This window comes from Streptomyces winkii (assembly GCF_032248595.1).
Lineage (GTDB): Bacteria > Actinomycetota > Actinomycetes > Streptomycetales > Streptomycetaceae > Streptomyces > Streptomyces winkii.
On record NZ_JASTTH010000010.1, the window covers coordinates 24,160 to 43,679 of the forward strand.

A 19,520-nucleotide genomic window follows, 5' to 3' on the forward strand; every position below is an offset into this window, starting at 1 on the left:
GTGGAGTTGGGCCCCGACGGCGTGCTGTCGGCGATGGCCGCCGCCATCGCCCCCGAGGCCGCAGCCGCTCCCTTCCTGCGTAAGGACTGCGATGAGGAGGCCGCTGCTCTGACGGCTGCGGCTCAACTGCACGTCACCGGCCACGAGATGGACTGGGCCCGGTTGTTCGACGGAACCGGCGCGCGGCGGGTCGACCTGCCCACGTACGCGTTCCAGCACCGCAGGTTCTGGCCCGCCGTCTCCACGCGAAGCGGCGACCCCGTCGGGCTCGGACTGAGCGCGGCCGAGCACCCGCTGCTCGGTGCCGCGGTCGAACTTGCCGAGGGCGACGGGGTGTTGTTCACCAGCCGTCTGTCGCTGCGTACGCATCCGTGGCTTGCCGACCACGTCGTGATGGGGCAGATTCTGGTGCCCGGTGCGGCGTTGGTGGAGCTGGCGGTGCGCGCCGGTGACGAGGTTGGCTGCGACCGCGTCGAGGACCTCACCATGGCCGCACCCCTCGTCCTCCCGCAGGAGGGCGGCGTCCAGGTGCAGCTCCGCGTCGGTACGGCGGACAGCGCCGGGCGGCGAACGGTGTCGATCCACGGGCGGCCTGCCGGTATGGAGGATCTCCCGTGGACGGAGCACGCGAGCGGCACGCTCGGTACCGGTAGGAGCACGGCGGAGTTTGACACCTCCGTCTGGCCTCCTGCCGATGCGCACACCGTCGAACTCGCCGACTGTTACGAGCGGTTCGCGGAGGCGGGCTTCCGCTACGGTCCCCTCTTCCAGGGGCTGACGGCGGCCTGGCGCGGAAGGGACGGCGAACTGCTCGCCGAGGTGAACCTGCCGGCGGAGACTCGGGTTGACGGCTTCGGTCTCCACCCGGCGCTGCTCGACGGCGCACTGCACGCCCTGCTGCTCCAGGACGGAGGTGGAGGCCAAGCTGCCGTCCCATTCTCCTGGGAGGGCGTCTCGCTCCACGCGACCGGGGCCTCCGCGATACGCGTGCGCCTGACGCCCAACGCCGGCGACAGCATGACAGTGACGCTGACCGACACCCTGGGCGTGCCGGTCGCCGCGATCGAGTCCCTGATCACGCGACCGGTTCAGGCCGAGCAACTGACCGACGCCTACCCGGCAAGCCGGGACGCACTGTTCGGGGTTTCGTGGACGCCGGTTTCCAGCCTGTCGGAAGGGGAGACCGACCCCGGCCTGCCGGTCGTCGCGGTACTGGGTGAGGACCCGTTCGGGTTTGCGGCGCATGTGTCTGGTGTGCAGAGCTGGATGGACCTGGCGGACGCCCGTGTGGACGGCGCCGGGGGGTCGCCGGTGCCGGGTGTGGTGCTGGTTCCGGTCTCGGGCGACCTGGACGGTGTGGCCGGTGCCGCGCATGCGGTGGCCGGCCGTGCGCTGGAGCTGGTCCAACGGTGGCTGGAGGGCGAGCGGTTCGCGGACAGTCGTCTGGTGTTCGTGACGCGTGGTGCGGTGTCGGGTGGGGATCCGGCGGCTGCTGCGGTGTGGGGTCTGGTGCGCTCGGCGCAGGCGGAACACCCGGGCCGCTTCGGGCTGCTCGACCTCGATGGTTCCGAAGCGTCAATGGCTGTGCTGCATCAGGCCGTGGACGTGGACGAGCCTCAACTGATGCTGCGTGGCGGAGAGGTGAGCGCCCCTCGTCTGGCACGAGTCAAGTCCGCTGACAGGCAGTCCTCCTGGGCGGATGTTGAGGGCGCGGTGCTGGTGACTGGTGGTACGGGTGGTCTGGGTGCTCTGGTGGCTCGGCATTTGGTCGCGGAGCAGGGTGTGCGGGATCTGGTGCTGGTTTCGCGCCGGGGGCGTGGGGCTGAGGGTGCGGATGAACTGGCTGTCGAGCTTGGTGAGTTGGGTGCCCGGGTCGAGGTCGCCGCGTGTGATGTGGCCGACCGGGAGGCGCTGTCGGAGCTCGTCGCCCGGCACACCATCGGCGCCGTGGTCCACGCGGCGGGTGTCCTCGACGACGGTGTCGTGGAGTCGCTGACTGCGGAGCGTGTCGATGCGGTGCTGCGTCCGAAGGTGGATGCGGCGTGGAATCTGCACGAACTTACCCGCGACCGCGACCTGTCGGCGTTCGTGTTGTTCTCCTCCGCTGCCGGTGTGTTCGGTAATGCGGGGCAGGGCAACTATGCGGCGGCCAACGCGTTCCTGGACGCCTTGGCCGCGTACCGTCGTGGACTGGGTTTGCCTGCTGTCTCGTTGGCGTGGGGTGCGTGGGCGCAGGAGGGCATGCTCTCTGCTGCGGATGCGGAGCGGATGGCGCGTTCGGGTATGCCGCCGCTGGCTACCGGCGAGGGTCTGGAGCTGTTCGATGCGGCGCTGACGGCGGACGCGGCTGCGCTGGTGCCGGTGCGGCTGGACTTGCCGGTGCTGAAGTCGCGGGGTGAAGTGCCGCCGCTGCTGCGCGGGTTGATCCGTACCCGCCAACGCCGCGCCGTGGCCGGAGCAGAGACGGTGGCTTCGCTGGTGGAGCGCTTGAGCGGGCTCTCAGAGAGCGACCGGCTCGACGCGTTGCTGGACGTGGTGTGTGGTGAGGTCGCCGGGGTGCTGGGCTTCGGCGGTGGTTCGGAGATCGATGCCACGCGTGCGTTCCAGGATCTGGGCTTCGATTCTCTGACGGCAGTGGAGCTGCGGAACCGTCTGACTGCGGCGACCGGTCTGCGGCTGCCGGCGACGCTCGTCTTCGACTACCCGACGGCTCAAGTCCTCAGCGGACATCTCCTTGAGGAGCTGTTCGGTTCCGATGCGCAGGGTGCGTTGGTGCCGTCGCGGGTGCTGCCGCCGGTGGCGGATGATCCGGTGGTGATCGTGGGGATGTCGTGCCGTTACCCGGGCGGGGTCTCGTCGCCGGAGGATTTGTGGCGGCTGGTGTCGCAGGGGACGGACGCGATCGGCGACTTCCCCACCGATCGTGGGTGGGACCTGGAGCAGCTCTTCCATCCGGACCCGGATCATCCTGGTACGTCGTATGTACGGTCCGGTGGTTTCCTGCGTGAGGCTGCGGAGTTCGATCCGCAGTTCTTCGGGATGTCGCCCCGGGAAGCCTTGGCCACGGATTCGCAGCAGCGGTTGTTGCTGGAGGCGACGTGGGAGGCGTTGGAGCGCGCGGGGCTTGACCCGGCTGGGCTGCGTGGGAGCCAGACCGGGGTCTTCGCGGGTGTGATGTACAACGACTATGCGCAGTTGCTGGAGGGTGCGGAGACCGAGGGGCATCAGGGGACGGGTACGTCGCCGAGTGTGGTGTCCGGTCGTGTCTCCTACACCTTCGGTTTCGAGGGCCCGGCGGTGACGGTGGATACGGCGTGTTCGTCGTCGCTGGTGGCGATGCACTGGGCGGCGCAGGCGCTGCGCAGCGGGGAGTGTGATCTGGCGCTGGCCGGTGGTGTGACGGTGATGTCGACGCCTGGTCCGTTTGTCGGTTTCTCGCGTCAGCGTGGTCTGTCGGCTGATGGCCGGTGCAAGGCGTATTCGGATGCTGCTGATGGTGTGGGCTGGTCTGAGGGTGTCGGGCTGGTGGTGCTGGAGCGGCTGTCCGATGCGCGGCGCAAGGGTCACAACGTGCTTGCGGTGGTGCGTGGTTCGGCGGTCAACCAGGACGGCGCGTCGAACGGCCTGACGGCGCCGAACGGTCCGTCGCAGCAGCGGGTGATCCGGCAGGCGTTGGCGAGCGCGGGGCTTTCCGCGGGTGACGTCGATGCTGTCGAGGGCCACGGTACGGGCACCAGTCTTGGTGATCCGATCGAGGCGCAGGCGTTGTTGGCGACGTATGGGCAGGAGCGGGATGCCGAACGGCCCCTGTTGTTGGGGTCGGTGAAGTCGAATCTGGGTCATACGCAGGCTGCTGCTGGTGTCGCTGGTGTGATCAAGATGGTGGAGGCGATGCGTCACGGCGAGCTGCCGCGCACCCTCCACGTGGATGAGCCGTCCTCGCATGTGGACTGGGAGGCCGGGGCGGTCGAACTGCTGGCTGAGCAGACCGCGTGGCCCCAGAGCGACCGGGCACGTCGTGCGGCGGTCTCCTCGTTCGGCGTGAGCGGCACCAACGCCCACGTCATCCTCGAACAGCCCGTCGAGGCGGTGGCACCCGTCGCCGGGCAGGTGGAGCAGCCGTCCGCTGTGGTGTCGCCGGGTGTGGTGCCGTGGCCGGTGTCGGCGAAGTCGGCGGAGGCGTTGGCTGGGCAGATCGAGCGGCTGCGTTCGCTGCCGGGGGAGTCTCGCTCGGTGGATGTGGGGTTGTCGCTGGTTACCACGCGTTCGGTGTTTGAGCATCGTGCGGTGTTGCTGGCTTCGGGGGACGGGCTGACGGAGGCGGCTCGGGGTGTGGCTTCTGCCGATCCGGGTCTGCTGGCGGTGGTGTTCTCTGGTCAGGGGAGTCAACGGCTGGGGATGGGCCGGGAGTTGTATGCCCGTTTCCCGGTGTTCGCGGAAGCGCTCGATGCCGTGCTCGGTCACTTGGAGCCGGGGCTTCGGGATGTGATGTGGGGTGGCGACGAGGAGCTGTTGAGCCGTACGGGGTGGGCGCAGCCTGCGTTGTTCGCGGTGGAGGTGGCGCTGTTCCGCCTCGCAACCTCGTGGGGCATCGAGCCCGACTACCTCGCGGGCCACTCGATCGGGGAGATCGCCGCAGCACACGTGGCCGGGGTGTTCTCTCTGGAGGATGCCTGCCGACTTGTCTCTGCTCGGGCGCGGTTGATGGAGACGCTGCCTGAGGGCGGTGCGATGGTCGCCATCGAAGCGGCTGAAGACCAGGTGGCCCCGCTGCTGACCGACGGTATCTCGCTGGCGGCGGTGAATGGTCCCCGCTCGGTGGTGGTCTCCGGCGCGGAAAGCGAAGTGCTAGCGATCTCAGGTCACTTCGAGTCCGCGGGTCACCGCACTCGTCGGTTGAGTGTTTCGCATGCGTTCCACTCTCCGTTGATGGAGCCGATGCTGGAGGAGTTCCGTACGGCTATCGAGGGCCTGACTTTCGACGCTCCGAGCATCCCCATCGCAGCCTGGGGAGACGTGTCGACGCCCGAGTACTGGGTGGAGCATGTCCGGGCCACGGTCCGCTTCGGCGACAGCGTCGAATGGCTCGCTGACCAGGATGTGTCGGCGTTTGTGGAGTTGGGCCCCGACGGCGTGCTGTCGGCCATGGCCGCCGCCATCGCCCCCGACGCCACAGCGGTGCCTCTCCTGCGTAAGGACCGTGACGAGGAAACCGCTGCACTGGGCGCGTTGGGGCGTCTGCATGTGAACGGCGTGCCCGTCGACTGGCAGCGGCTCTTCGACGGCACCGGCGCCCAGCGCACCGATCTGCCCACGTACGCGTTCCAGCACCAGCGCTTCTGGCCCGCCGTCTCCACGCGTCCGGGGGACGTTCGTGCCGCCGGTCTGGGATCGGTGGAGCATCCGCTGCTCGGTGCTGCCGTCGAACTGGCAGGCAGTGAAGGGACTCTCTTCACCAGCCGTCTGTCGCTGCGTACACATCCCTGGCTTGCCGACCACGTCGTCATGGGGCAGATCCTCGTGCCCGGTGCGGCCTTGGTGGAGCTGGCGGTGCGCGCCGGTGACGAGGTCGGCTGTGACCGCGTCGAGGACCTCACCATGGCCGCACCCCTCGTCCTCCCGGAGCAGGGCGGCGTCCAGGTCCAGGTCTCGGTGGACGCGGCGGACGACGAAGGGCGCCGCCGGTTCGCCGTCTATGCACGGCCCGAGGCCGAAGGTGACGTCCCCTGGGACGAGCACGCGAACGGCGTGCTGGCCGAGTGCGAGCCCGCAGACGCCGAGCCCGTGGGCGGGACGTGGCCTCCGGCGGGCGCGGAAGCGGTCGAACTGGCGGGCTGCTACGAGCGGTTCGCCGGTGCCGGATTCGACTACGGTCCAACCTTCCAGGGGCTGACGGCGGCCTGGCACGGCAAGGACGGCGAACTCTTCGCAGAGGTGACTCTCCCCGAGGACGTGAAGGCGGACGACTTCGGTCTGCATCCCGCGCTGCTCGACGCCGCGCTGCATGTCGCACTGCTCGGCGGCGGAACGGACGCCGGCGAAGGAGGCGGCGACGACGCACAGGCCGGGGCGGCCAATCTGCCGTTCGCCTGGGAGGGCGTCATGCTGCACGCCTCGGGGGCGACCGCGCTGCGGGTGCGGCTGTCAAGGACCGGCAGCGGCGCCATGAGCATCGTGCTGGCCGACCCGTCCGGAAGCCCGGTGGCCACGGTGGAGTCGCTGGTGACGCGTCCCGTGTCCGCCGACCAGTTCGGGGCACGTACGAGCACGGTTCGCGACGCGTTGTTCTCCCTGGAGTGGGAGCCGGTCATCGCGCCGGGCACGGCGCCCGACGAGACGGTCGCCGTGGTCGGCCCGGACAGGCTGGACGTGGTCGAGGCCCTGCACGATGCGCGGGTCACGGTGGAGGAGCGGCCCGGTCTTGACTCCTTCGGCGGGGGAACGGTGCCGGGCCTGGTGCTCGTCCCGGGGCTGGTCGTGGAGGACGGCGACGGCATGGCCGAGCCGGCGCACGCGCTCACTTCGCGGGTGCTGGAGATGATCCGCCAGTGGCTCGGCGACGAGCGTTTCGCCCACTCGCGGCTGGTGTTCGCCACTCGTGGTGCCGTGACAGGTGAGAGCCCGGCGGCTGCCGCGGTGTGGGGTCTGGTGCGGTCGGCGCAGTCGGAGCACCCGGGCCGTTTCGCGTTGATGGACGTCGACGCCTCCAGCCCGTCCTCGATCATGGTGCCCCTCGCACTGGGCGTCGACGAGCCGCAGTTGGTGATCGTCGGCGGCGAGGTCATGGCGGGACGCCTGCACAGGGCCACGCCGGGCGACCGGCACGTGGCCTGGGGCGAGATCGAGGGCGCCGTGCTGGTGACCGGTGGTACGGGTGGTCTGGGTGCGTTGGTGGCTCGGCATCTGGTCGCGGAGCAGGGTGTGCGGGATCTGGTGCTGGTTTCGCGCCGGGGGCGTGGGGCTGAGGGTGCGGATGAACTGGCCGCCGAGCTTGGTGAGTTGGGTGCTCGGGTCGAGGTCGCCGCGTGTGATGTGGCCGACCGGGAGGCGCTGTCGGAGCTCGTCGCCCGGCACACCATCGGCGCCGTGGTCCATGCGGCGGGAGTTCTCGATGACGGTGTGATCGAGTCGCTGACTGCGGAGCGTGTCGATGCGGTGCTGCGTCCGAAGGTGGATGCGGCGTGGAACCTGCACGAGTTGAGCCGCGATATGAACCTGTCGGCGTTCGTGTTGTTCTCGTCGGCTGCCGGTGTGTTCGGTAATGCGGGGCAGGGCAACTATGCGGCGGCCAACGCGTTCCTGGACGCCTTGGCCGCGTACCGTCGTGGACTGGGTTTGCCTGCTGTCTCGTTGGCGTGGGGTGCGTGGGCGCAGGAGGGGATGCTCTCTGCTGCCGATGCGGAGCGGATGGCGCGTTCGGGTATGCCGCCGCTGGCTACCGGCGAGGGGCTGGAGCTGTTCGATGCGGCGCTGACGGCGGACGCGGCTGCGCTGGTGCCGGTGCGGCTGGACTTGCCGGTGCTGAAGTCGCGTGGTGAAGTGCCGCCGCTGCTGCGCGGGTTGATCCGTACCCGTTCGCGCAGGGCGGCCGCCGGTTCGGAGACGGCCGACTCGTTCGTGCAGCGGCTGACCCCACTGGGCTCTGCCGAGCGGCGGGAGGCCTTGACGCAGCTCGTCTGCGGCCAGGTCGCCGAGGTGCTCGGCTACGGCGGTGCGGACGAGATCGAACCGGACCGCCAGTTCCAGGAGTTGGGCTTCGACTCGCTGACGGCCGTGGAGCTGCGCAACCGGCTGACTTCCGCCACCGGGGTGCGGTTGCCGGCGACGCTCGTCTTCGACCATCCGACGCCGGTCGAGCTGGTCGCCTTCCTCCAGGGCACGCTCTTCCCCGGCGGCGAGGAGGACTCCTCCGGCGCGGGAGCCGTTCTGGAGGAACTGGACCGGCTGGAGCGGGTGCTGGGCGGGCTGACCGTCGACGCGCAGGTGCACAAGCAGGTCGCGGGGCGCCTGGAGGTGCTGCGGACCCGCTGGGCGTCGCTGCGTGAGGACGGCCGGAGTGCCGAGGACGGGGACCTGGATCTCGAATCGGCCTCCGACGACGAGATGTTCGACCTGCTCGACAACGAACTGGGCCTGTCCTGACCGGAGTTCGTCCCCGTCGGGCAAGGACCGGGGCCGGGGTCGAGGGTGCGCGCCGCGCGAACGGATGAGTCTCCGCAGACGTGGCCGCACCCTTCGACCCCGCTTCGAACCCGGCTCGTCGACGGGGGGACCGGACTGCTGCGCTCCTGCCCGGGCGCCGGAGGACGCCCCCGCACACGGCACGCACTCTGCGCACTGCACGTACGCCCTGCCTGCCGCACGTACGCCCTGCGTCCCGTGCCGTGCACGGCGGATGACGATTCGGGGGAGTTCACTAGTGCCCCGTCCGTGAGCATGTGCTCCACGAGTTCCTGTCGGCGTCGGCAGGCGGAGAGGAGACAGCCGCATGGACGGTCGTACACGCAAGGGCGATCGGGCTCCTGTGGTCGGCGTGCTGGGTCTTGGCTCGCTGGGAGAAAGGGTCGTACGGGCGGTGCTCGCAGGCTCTTCCGGCTCCGAGGTGGTGGCCGTCGGCAGGGACGCCGGCGCGCTGGAGCGACTGCGGCGGTCTGTGGGGGAGTCGCGCCTGAGCTGCGGCACCGAACCGGCGGACCTCAAGCGTGCCGACCTCGTCATCGAGGCGGGGCCGGAGGAGCCCGCGGCGAAGGAGGCCGCGCTGCGCGCTGTCGACGAGGCGTGTCCGGCGTCGACGGTCGTGGTGACGGCATGCGCCGCCCTGCCGGTCGAGCAGTTCGCCGCCGCCTCGGGAAGGCCCGGACGCCTGCTGGGTCTGCGCGCCTGCATCCCCCCGCCGCACGGCGCGAAGGTCGAACTGACGGGCACGACGCAGACGTCACCCGAGGCGCTGACGCTGGCGCGCGGCGTCCTGGAGGCAGCCGGCTACGAGATCGTGACGCTTCCCGACGGCGCGGGTCAGGCCGCCGCCGAACTGGTCTACGGCTATCTCAACAGCGCCGTCGCCATGGTGGAGGAGGGGTACGCGTCCGCCGAGGACGTCGACACCGCCATGCGGCTGGGCTGCGGCCTGCCGTACGGGCCTCTCCAACTGGTCGACGTCATCGGCCTGGACACCGTCCGCGACACCCTGCGCGCCCTGCACGCACGTACCGGCGACCGCACATTCGAACCGGCCGCGCTCCTGGACGGGCTCGTCGCGAGGGGCAGCCTCGGACGCAGGACGGGGGAGGGCTTCCACCGCTGGGACGGTGGCGAAGCCCCCGTGCCGGAGCGGCACCGGGCTCCTTCCGGCGCGGCCTCCGCGCCGGGCACGGGGGACGGCGGCGCACGGCTGCCGAGCCGCCGCTTCGCCTCCGTCGGCGTCGTCGGCTCGGGCACCATGGCCCGCGGCATCGCCGAGGCCGTCGCCCGCGGAGGCGTCCCCGTGACGCTCGTGGCGCGGGACGAGACGCGGGCGAGCGCGGCGTTCGACGCCGTGGACCGCTCCCTCGCACGGGCGGAGCAGCGCGGACGGATCAGCGAGTGCGAACGGCTCGGCGTGCTCGGCTGCATCCAGGCGACCGACGACCGCGCCGAACTGGCCGGCAGCGACCTGCTGATCGAGGCCGTCGCCGAGGACACCGACGTCAAGCACTCGGTGCTGCGCGCCATGGACGCCGTGGCGAAACCCGAGGCCGTGCTCGCGACGGTCACCTCCAGCCTCTCCGTCGACGGGTGCGCGCGGGCCACGGGCCGCCCCTCCCGGGTCCTCGGGCTGCACTTCTTCAACCCGGCGCCCGCGATGCGGCTGGTCGAACTCGTACGCACCGACGACACCGACCCCGATGTGCTCGCCGCAGCGCACGCCCTCACCAGGGAGCTGGGCAAGTGCGCCGTGGAGTGCACCGACCGGACGGGATTCATCGTCAACGCGCTGCTCTTCCCCTTCCTCAACCAGGCCGTGCGCACCCTGGAGCGCACGGGGCTGTCCGTCGCCGACGTCGACGAGGCCGTCACGGCGGGCTTCCGTCACCCCATGGGCCCGTTCGCACTGCTGGACACCGTCGGACTGGACGTGTCGCTGGCCATCCTGCGCAGGCTCAACGAGGCGGCGCCGCAGCAGGCGACCGTGCCGGCGCCCACGCTGGAGAAGCTCGTCGCGGACGGGCACCTCGGGAGGAAGACCGGAACGGGCTTCACCCTGCGCGAGGCTCCCGCACGGGCCGCCGTGTGAACTCCCGCTCGCTGCCTGCCGGCGCGTCCGCGTCCACCTGCGCGGGGCGGTCTGCCGCACCCGCCGGGACCGGCCGGGGCGGACCGCACATCTAGGGACTTCCTCAACAAGGCCGCTGCTTCAATGAGCCCGGCCAGGGGAAAGGACGTGCGACTCATGGCGAAGTCCACGGCGAATATCAAGACCGGCATCTCCTCCGGCGCCGCCCCCGCCGGGGGAGGTGCCGCGGCGAAGGACGCTGCCCGGCTGCGGCTCGGCCGCGTCCAGCCGCCCGTCGGCGCGCCGCACACCGTGGCCTTCGCGCACTGCCCCTCGACGCGGCCTCGCCTCGCCGAAGCTCCGGCCCGGCGGGGCGCCGTGCCGTCCGCGCGCTGCCTGCGCCGACAGGACGGCCCCCGTTTCCGGGCGCCGCTCCCGCGCGTCGGGTTCCGCGCGCCACGCCACGCAGACGTACCGGGGCGACGCGAGGCGCAGCCCCGGCAGTCCGCCGGTCCCACGCGCCTGCCGCGCCTGCCCGGCCTCGTGCCGCGTCGGACGTCTCAACTGCCGCCCGTGCCGGTGGCGTTGCCCGGGGGCGGTACGGATGCAGCCCTCTCCCGTACACGCACGGAAGCAGCCGCCCGCTTCGAACTCGTGCCTGCCCCCGCAGCGCGAGGCGGAGAACGTGCCGCCGAGCGCCGGTACGAGCCGCGCCGCTGCGCACACCCTCCCTGAAGAGCACCGCGAACCCACGTACCGGCGGGCCGGTTGAACGGGGCGCAGCCCTCCAGGCCCCGGTCTCCGCTCTCTTCTGAGCGGACGGCGAGGAGGCGGCGCGCAGGTGCGGTGCTGCGGCCGGACCTCACGACCGGTCACCGGGCGGCCGGCACACGGCCGCCCGTCTCGCGAGGCACCGCCGCCGCGCCGTGCGCCGGTGATGACGACGATCCCGACACCTGAATCGCAAGAGGCGGAAGCCCGGCCGGCGGGCGGGCACGGGCGGAGTCCGCCCGCAGCCCTTCCACGAGGGCCGCTTCCGGCTCGACGGGCATCACGCCGGTCTCCCGCGGACCGCCGGCGAAGGTCTGGGCTCCCGCTACGGGTCCCATGACCGTACGACGCGCGACCGAACCCCGAGGCCGTCCGCCGTGAAGAGAGGAAAGGGCAATGCCCAGACGCGCACTGATCACAGGAATCACCGGACAGGACGGCTCATATCTCGCCGAGCACCTGCTGTCGCAGGGCTACCAGGTCTGGGGGCTCATCCGGGGCCAGGCCAACCCGCGCAAGTCGCGGGTGGCCAGGATGATGTCCGAACTGTCCTTCGTGGACGGCGACTTGCTCGACCAGGCAAGCCTGGTCTCCGCCATGGAGACGGTGCAGCCCGACGAGGTCTACAACCTGGGCGCGGTCTCCTTCGTGCCGATGTCCTGGCAGCAGGCCGAACTCGTCACCGAGATCAACGCCACCGGCGTGCTGCGGATGCTCGAAGCGATCCGGATAGTCAGCGGCCTCAACGGCTCGCGTCATCCCGGCTCCGGGCAGATCCGCTTCTACCAGGCGTCGTCGTCGGAGATGTTCGGCAAGGCGGCCGAGACGCCGCAGAACGAGAACACCACGTTCCACCCCCGCAGCCCCTACGGCGTGGCCAAGGCGTTCGGGCACTACATCACCCGCAACTACCGCGAGTCCTTCGGGATGTACGCGGTCTCCGGCACCCTCTTCAATCACGAATCGCCCCGCCGCGGCTCGGAGTTCGTCACCCGCAAGATCTCCCTCGGCGCCGCCCGCATCAAGCTGGGCATCGACGACAAGCTGCACCTGGGCAATCTCGATGCCCTGCGCGACTGGGGCTTCGCCGGCGACTACGTGCGGGCGATGCACCTCATGCTTCAGGGCGACGAGCCCACCGACTACGTGGTGGGCTCAGGCACGATGCACTCGGTGCGCGACGCCGTGCGCATCGCGTTCGAACACGTGGGGCTGGACTGGCAGGACCACGTGGTAGTCGACCCGGCGCTGGTGCGGCCCGCCGAAGTGGAGATCCTCTGTGCCGACTCCACCCGGGCACGCGCCGACCTGGGCTGGGCGCCCACCATGGATTTCCCCGACCTGATGCGGACGATGACGGACTCCGACGTGCAGCACGTCTCGCGCGAACGCGAGTACCTCGACCTGCTGCCGGCGGGCGTGTGGTGAGCCGCGGACACCCGGCCCCGTTCGGTACGCGAGGTGGCGCCGGGTGATGTGAGGCGGGCCCCGCACCGGACGCCCGTGCCTGCGCCGACCGCCGGGAACAGCGCTCGTCCAGGTTCCGGGAGTCCGGCGTCGCAGCCGTGCCTGGTCCGGCGGCGGTGGGCGGCAGTTCCGGCGATGCCGGTGAAGCCGGCGCCCACCGGCCGGACTTGGGCCGACCCCGGCGCTGCGAGGCCGACCGCGAGAGGTCCGGGCATCGTGGAACACCGTCACGATGCGGTGCCGGCTGCCGTCGTCGAGCAGGCGCGGCGCCGCCGGTGCCGCCCCGTGCCCGGCTGCCGCAACGGCTGCCGCCGCTACGGCTCCTCTCCGCCGGACCAGAAGTCCTCCCGGGCGCCGTCGGGCGGGGTGCGCGCCGCGGGCACCATGGGCCGCATGTCCGTGCTGAGGGCGCTCTGCGGTTCGCCCGCCCCCGTGTAGAGCTGTGCGTACCGGCCGCCCGCGCCGACCAGCTCATCGTGTGTGCCGCGCTCGACGACCTGACCGGAGTCCATCACCACGATCATGTCGGCGTCGCGGATCGTGGAGAGACGGTGCGCGATGACGAAGCTGGTCCGGTTCGCCCGCAGCGAGTTCATCGCTTCGTGGATCGCGGCCTCCGTGCGGGAGTCCACCGAACTCGTCGCCTCGTCCAGCATGAGGATCGCCGGATCGGACAGGAACGCCCTTGCGAGAGTGATGAGTTGCTTCTCGCCCGCGCTGACCGCCGACGCGTCGTCGTCGAGGATCGTCTCGTACCCGTCCGGCATCGCCCGCACGAACCGGTCCACGCACGTGGCCCGCGCGGCCTCCTCGATCTGCTCACGGGTGGCGCCGGGACGTCCGTATGCGATGTTCTCCGCGATGGTGCCGCCGAAGACCCAGGTGTCCTGCGGCACCAGGCCGATGCCCGCGCGCAGCTCCTCGCGGTGCAACGACGAGACGTCCCTGCCGTCCAGGAGGATGCGGCCGCCGTCGATGTCGTAGAAGCGGGTCAGCAGATTGCCGAGGGTGGTCTTGCCCGCGCCGGTCTTGCCGACGATGGCGATGAGCTGCCCCGGCTCGGCCGTCAGGGAGAGGTCGTCGATGAGCGGAGTGTCCGGCAGATAACGGAAGGAGACGTTCTCGAACTCCACGTGCCCCTTGACCGGTCGGGGCTCCGGCGAGCGCTCCGGATCGGGTGTCTGCTCCTCCGCCTCCAGCAGGTCGAAGACGCGCTCCATCGACGCCAGCCCCGACTGGAGCTGACCCGAGAAGCTCGCCATGTCGATCAGCGGCCTGCTGAACATGCCGGAGTACTGCACGAACGCCTGCACGTCGCCGATGGAGACCGCGCCGGACGCCACACGCAGCGCACCGACCATCGCCACCAGCACATAGTTGAGGTCGGTGACGAACCGGGTGGTCGGGCCGATCAGCCCGGAGGTGGCCTGTGCACGCGAAGCGGCGGTGTACAGGGCGTCGTTGTGCTCGTCGAAGAGGTCCTCGGCCACGTCGCGGCGGCCGAAGCCGGTGATGACGGCGTGCCCCGTGTACATCTCCTCAACATGCGAGTTGAGGTTCTCGGTCGCCTGCCACTGCTCGCCGAAGCGCGGCTGGGCACGCCGCCCGAGCCTGACCGCCAGCAGCACCGACACCGGCACGCTCACCAGCACGATCAGCGCGAGTTCCCAGGAGATGACGAGCATCATCACCACGACGCCCGACACCGACAGCACCGAGTTGATCATCTGCCCGAGCACCTGCTGAAGGGTCAGCTGAAGGTTGTCGACGTCGTTGGTGACCCGGCTGAGGATCTCGCCCTTGGAGCGGCTGTCGAAGTAACTCACGGGCAGCCGCGTCAACTTGTCCTCCACCTGCTCCCGCAGGTCGCGAACGGTGCGCTGCACGACCAGCGCCACCATGCGGCCCTGGACCAGCATGCACACCGAACCCACCAGGTACAGCGCGAGGATCAGCAGCAGCACCAGACCCAGCCGGTTGAAGTCGATGCCCTGTCCCGGCACGACGTCGACCGTCGACAGCACGTCGGCGAGGGTGTCCTTGTCCTGCTCCCGCAGGCGCTCGATGACGTCTTCCTTGTCGGAGTCCGCGGGCAGGTCCTTGCTGACGAACCCCGCGAAGATCAAGTCGGTGGCGTAGCCGAGGAGTCCGGGACCGAGCAGGTTCAAGAAGACCGAGCCCATGCCGAGCACCGCCATGACGGCGAAGGTGCGCCTCTGCGGAGCCAGCCGCCGGGCCATGCGCCGCACCACGCCGAGCTCCCCGCTCCCCGACGAGAGCCCGTACCGCTCGTGCCACTTCTGCTTGGGGCGCCGGTGCCGGCCCGTGCCCTCCCACTGGAAGACCGGCGACGAGAACCAGTCAAGCATCGGCGAGCGCACCGGGCACCTCCCAAGCGGCCGACTGCGACGCGGCCATCTCCCGGTATGCGGCGCTGCCGTGCAGCAGCTCCTCGTGCGTGCCGGTCCCCACGACCCGTCCGTCGTCGAGCACCACGATGCGGTCCGCGCCCTGCACGGACCCGATCCGCTGGGTCACCAACAGCACGGTGGCCGCCGCCAGTTCACGGTTGAGGGCGGCTCGCAGCGCGGCCTCGGTGCCCTGGTCGAGAGCGGAGAAGCAGTCGTCGAGGAGGTATATCAGCGGGCGGCCCAGCACGGCGCGTGCGATGGCCAGCCGTTGCCGCTGACCGCCGGAGATGTTCGAACCGCCCTGCGAAATGGGGGAGTCGAGGCCGTCCGCCATCCGCTCGACGAACTCGGTGCCCTGCGCGACGTCGAGGGCGTGCCACAACTCCTCGTCCGTGGCCCGCGGATTGCCGTAGCGCAGGTTGCTCGCGACGGTGCCGGAGAACAGATAGGGCCGCTGCGGCACGAACCCGATGCTGCGGGCGAGGATGTCGGGCTCCATCTCCCGCACGTTCACACCGGAGACGTGAACCGAGCCGCTCGTGACGTCGTTCAGCCTCAGCACCAGACTCAGCAGCGTCGTCTTGCCGCTGCCGGTGCCGCCCAGCACGGCGACCGTCTCCCCGGGGCCCGCGCTGAGGTCGACGTCCTTCAGCACCGGCGTCTGCGCTCCGGGATAGCCGAACGTGGCGCCGCGCAGGTCGATATGGCCGGTCGTCACCCATGGGTCCACGGGAATCTCCGGCTGCGGCACGCTCGTCGGAGTGCGCAGCACCTCCTCGATGCGGTCGGCCGAGGCACGCGCACGCGGCGCCTCCGTGAAGACGAACGACACCACGATGATGGCGATGATGATGAGCGTCAGATAGCCCAGCACCGCGTTGAGCGCCCCGAGCCGCAGCGCGCCGTCCTCGATGCGCAGACCGGCGAACCACACCAGCGCCACCGTCAGTACGTTCATGAAGACCATGAGCGTCACCGGGATCGCCGCCATGATGCGACCCACTCGCAGGGCGACGCCGAACAGCTCGTCGTTGGCCTCCCCGAAGCGTCTGCGCTCGTGCCCGTCCCGTACGAACGCCCGGATCACCCGCACCCCGCTGATCTGCTCGCGCAGCAGCCGGGTCAGCACGTCCACGCACCGCTGCATCAGCGCGTACGGAGGGCCCAGCCGCCGCAGCAGCACCGACAGGCAGATCCCGATCACCGCGACCAGACCGATCAGCAGCAGCCCCAGACCCGTGTCCTGGTACAGCCCCAGCAGCAGACCCCCCACGCACATCACCACAGCCGACACCGCGACGTCCGCCACCGTCAGCGCGAGGCGCTGAATCTGCACCACGTCGTTGACGGTGCGCGTACTGAGGGACGACGTGCCGAACCGGGCCATCTCCGTCGCCGACAGCCGCATCACGTGCCGGAAGACCCTGGAGCGCAGATCACGCCCCAAGGCCGCCGTGATGCGGGAGGAGAGGACCGCGGCGACGCCCGCGGCAACGATCTGAACGACCGCCAGCGCCAGCATGATCAGGCCGGTGCTCACGATGAAGTCCGCATCGCCCTTCACCACGCCCTCGTCGATGACCGCGGCGTTGAGCGTGGGAAGCATCAACGTGGCGACGGTCTGGACGACTTGCAGCACCAGCAGGAGCACCGTCCTCCAGCGGTACGGCCGCACGCAGGCATACAGCAGTCTGATCAGCACTCGGCACTCCGGTCACGACGGCGGCACTCGTCCCTGCACAGTCCACCGCGTCACGAACCCCGAGAATCCCTAGACTTCGCCGCCGCTGCCCTGCGCCGACGGCCTCCCTCGCCCGCCGAAGTCTCGAAGATTCCCTAGTACCAGCCGACCTACGGTGTGACCGCTACGGACGGTTACCCGCTCGGCCGGTGCCAGGAGGTTCCTCGATGACTGTTCAGGAGATCGTCAGCGCCGTCGGCTCCGGCGAGGCGGACACGCGCGACTTCGCGTCCCTCCCCGTGCCCGGCGAATACCGTGCGGTCGTCGTCCGCGAGGAGGACGCCGGCATGTTCGACGGCGTCGACGGACGCGACCGCGACCCCACCAAGTCCCTCCACCTCCAGCAGGTGCCCACACCCGAACTCGGCCCGGGCGAGGCGCTGGTGGCGGTCATGGCCAGCTCCATCAACTACAACACCGTCTGGTCGTCCATCTTCGAGCCCCTGCCGACGTTCGGCTTCCTCAAGCGCTACGCCCGCACCTCCCCGCTCGCCCGTCGGCACGACCTGCCCTACCACGTACTGGGCTCCGACCTGTCCGGCGTGGTGCTGCGCACCGGCCCCGGCGTCAACGCCTGGCAGCCCGGCGACGAAGTCGTCGCGCACTGCCTGTCGGTCGAACTGGAGTCGCCCGACGGGCACAACGACACGATGCTCGACCCGCAGCAGCGCATCTGGGGCTTCGAGACCAACTTCGGCGGCCTCGCCGAACTCGCACTCGTCAAGTCCAACCAGCTCATGCCCAAGCCCGGCCACCTCACCTGGGAGGAGGCGGCCTGCCTCGGACTGGTCAACTCCACCGCCTACCGGCAGCTCGTCTCCGCCAACGGCGCCGGCATGAAGCAGGGCGACACGGTGCTGATCTGGGGCGCGAGCGGCGGACTCGGCTCGTACGCCACGCAGCTCGCGCTCAACGGCGGCGCCCGGCCCGTGTGCGTCGTCTCCAGCCCCGAGAAGGCCGAGATCTGCCGCCGCATGGGCGCGGAACTGATCATCGACAGGTCACAGGAGGACTACCGCTTCTGGAGCGGCGAACACACCCAGGACCAGCGGGAGTTCAAACGCTTCGGCAAGCACATACGGGAGCTGACCGGAGGCGAGGACCCGGACATCGTCTTCGAACACCCCGGCCGCGAGACGTTCGGCGCGAGCGTGTACGTCGCCCGCAAGGGCGGCACGATCGTCACCTGCGCCTCCACCAGCGGATACCAGCACACCTACGACAACCGCTACCTGTGGATGAACCTCAAGCGCATCGTCGGCTCCCACTTCGCCAACTACCGCGAGGCGTGGGAGGCCAACCGGCTCGCCGCACGCGGCGCCGTCCACCCCACGCTCTCCCGCGTCTACCCCCTCCAGGACGCCCCGCAAGCGGCGCTCGACGTCCGCAACAACGCCCACCAGGGGAAGCTCGGCGTCCTCGCCCTCGCCCCCGGTGAGGGGCTCGGCGTGCGGGATGAGGAGAAACGCAGCAGGCACCTGGAGGCCATCAACCGCTTCCGCACCTGAACACGCACCGCGACAGAGACCACAGCGGGAGAGGGGACCGCCCGGGCGGGCAGCCTCCGCGACGAAGTTGGGACGCAGCACATGCACGAAGGGCTCACAGCGACGCAGGAGTGCCCGTTCCCCCTGCCGCGGGACAGCAGGCGGCCGCTGGACCTGCCGCCGGAGTACGCCCGGTTCCGCCGCGACCAGCCCGTACGGAAGGTCACCACGCCCAGCGGCGACGTGGCCTGGCTCGTATCGCGCTACGAGGACGTGCGCGCCGTCCTGTCCGACCCGCGCTTCAGCGCCGAGGTCGCCAACCCCGGATACCCCCGCTACCTCTTCCCCGTCGACCCGCAGCCCGGGGCCTTCGTCACCGTCGACCCGCCGGAACACACCCGATACCGGCGGATGATCATGAGCCACTTCACCAAGAAGCAGGCCGAGGCGATGCGCCCGCGCATCCAGGAACTCGTCGACGAGCGCGTCGACCGGCTGCTGGCCGGACCCCGCCCCGTGGACCTGGTGACCGCCTTCGCCCGCCCCGTGCCGCTGACCGTGGTGTGCGAACTGCTCGGGGTGCCCTACCGCGACCGCGTCGCCTTCGGCCGCTGGATCAACACCCTCGTCGAGACCAGCACCACCCAGGCACGCCGCGACGCCGCCGCCGGAGCCCTCTTCCGCTACATGCACAAGCTCGTCGCCGACAAGGAACGCGACCCCACAGACGACGTACTGGGCCGCCTCACCGGCAACCAGATGCGCAACGGCGAGATCGGGCACGACGAGGTCGTCGTCACCGGAATGATGCTGCTCTCCGCCGGCTACGACACCACCGCCAGCTCCATCGCACTGACCACGCTGGCGCTGCTGGAACACCCCGAGGAGTTCGCCCGCCTCCAGGAGGACACCGACGAACTCATCGTCGGCGCCGTGGAGGAGCTGCTGCGCTACCAGAACGTCATGCAGTGCGGCGTCGGCCGCGTCGCCACCGAGGACACCGAGCTCTGCGGGCAGCGCATCAGCGCGGGCGAGGGCCTCATCGTGCTGCTGTCCTCCGCCGACCGTGACGAGAACGTCTACGAAGAGGCCGACCGGCTCGACATCACACGCGCCGGCAGCACCCCCCTGGCCTTCGGGCACGGCATCCACAGCTGCATCGCCAAGTTCCTCTCCCGCGTGGAACTCCAGGTCGCTCTCGGGACCCTCGCCCGGCGCATCCCCACGCTGAAACTCGCCGGACGCGTCGAGGAGCTGAAATTCCGCGACACCGCGATCGTCTACAGCCTCCGCGAACTCCCGGTGACCTGGTGACCGCCGCCTGCCCCGCCACCGCCACTCGCGCGCCCCGCGCCCGCGCGGCCCGCCCGACCGTCGAGATGGGTTAGTTG

The 19,520-nt window shown here is 70.5% G+C and carries 7 protein-coding genes (1 of these 7 running past the window's edge); 5 read left to right on the forward strand and 2 right to left on the reverse strand.

Annotated features, from left to right (window positions below; genetic code table 11):
- The 3 genes from QQM67_RS27325 to QQM67_RS27335 all read left to right on the forward strand — a co-directional run.
- On the forward strand, window positions 1-8,142 hold the end of the coding sequence (locus QQM67_RS27325; RefSeq protein ID WP_314177531.1) for an SDR family NAD(P)-dependent oxidoreductase. The gene continues 22,938 nt to the left of window position 1, outside the view; the window shows 8,142 of its 31,080 coding nt (coding positions 22,939-31,080); the start codon falls outside the window, past its left edge; its stop codon occupies window positions 8,140-8,142.
- A 346-nt stretch (window positions 8,143-8,488) separates the two neighbouring features.
- Window positions 8,489-10,273 (forward strand): 3-hydroxyacyl-CoA dehydrogenase family protein, encoded by a 1,785-nt coding sequence (locus QQM67_RS27330; protein ID WP_314177534.1) that lies wholly within the window; start codon window positions 8,489-8,491, stop codon window positions 10,271-10,273.
- A 1,146-nt stretch (window positions 10,274-11,419) separates the two neighbouring features.
- Entirely contained in the window at window positions 11,420-12,451 is a 1,032-nt protein-coding gene (locus QQM67_RS27335; RefSeq protein WP_314177536.1) for a GDP-mannose 4,6-dehydratase, read from the forward strand.
- A gap of 353 nt (window positions 12,452-12,804) precedes the next feature.
- On the opposite strand, the gene QQM67_RS27340 is transcribed toward QQM67_RS27335, so the two are convergent.
- On the reverse strand, window positions 12,805-14,859 hold the full coding sequence (locus QQM67_RS27340; protein ID WP_399067746.1) for an ABC transporter transmembrane domain-containing protein: 2,055 nt from the start codon (window positions 14,857-14,859) through the stop codon (window positions 12,805-12,807).
- On the reverse strand, window positions 14,852-16,603 hold the full coding sequence (locus QQM67_RS27345; RefSeq protein ID WP_314177538.1) for an ABC transporter ATP-binding protein: 1,752 nt from the start codon (window positions 16,601-16,603) through the stop codon (window positions 14,852-14,854). The genes QQM67_RS27340 and QQM67_RS27345 overlap by 8 nt, the downstream gene beginning before the upstream one ends.
- 206 nt (window positions 16,604-16,809) lie before the next feature.
- Between QQM67_RS27345 and ccrA the strand changes: the two genes are divergently transcribed.
- Window positions 16,810-18,150, forward strand: a complete 1,341-nt coding sequence (gene ccrA / locus QQM67_RS27350; RefSeq protein ID WP_314177540.1) for a crotonyl-CoA carboxylase/reductase — start codon at window positions 16,810-16,812, stop codon at window positions 18,148-18,150.
- Window positions 18,151-18,231: 81 nt separating this feature from the next.
- Window positions 18,232-19,443, forward strand: coding sequence for a cytochrome P450 (locus QQM67_RS27355; RefSeq protein WP_314177543.1), 1,212 nt, complete (start codon window positions 18,232-18,234; stop codon window positions 19,441-19,443).
- The last annotated feature ends 77 nt before the right edge of the window (window positions 19,444-19,520 follow it).

Coding starts and splice junctions, on each gene's coding strand:
- QQM67_RS27330 (WP_314177534.1), top strand. CDS start 8,489: ATGGACGGTCGTACACGCAAGGGCGATCGGGCTCCTGTGGTCGGCGTG.
- QQM67_RS27335 (WP_314177536.1), top strand. CDS start 11,420: ATGCCCAGACGCGCACTGATCACAGGAATCACCGGACAGGACGGCTCA.
- QQM67_RS27340 (WP_399067746.1), bottom strand. CDS start 14,859: ATGCTTGACTGGTTCTCGTCGCCGGTCTTCCAGTGGGAGGGCACGGGC.
- QQM67_RS27355 (WP_314177543.1), top strand. CDS start 18,232: ATGCACGAAGGGCTCACAGCGACGCAGGAGTGCCCGTTCCCCCTGCCG.
- ccrA (WP_314177540.1), top strand. CDS start 16,810: ATGACTGTTCAGGAGATCGTCAGCGCCGTCGGCTCCGGCGAGGCGGAC.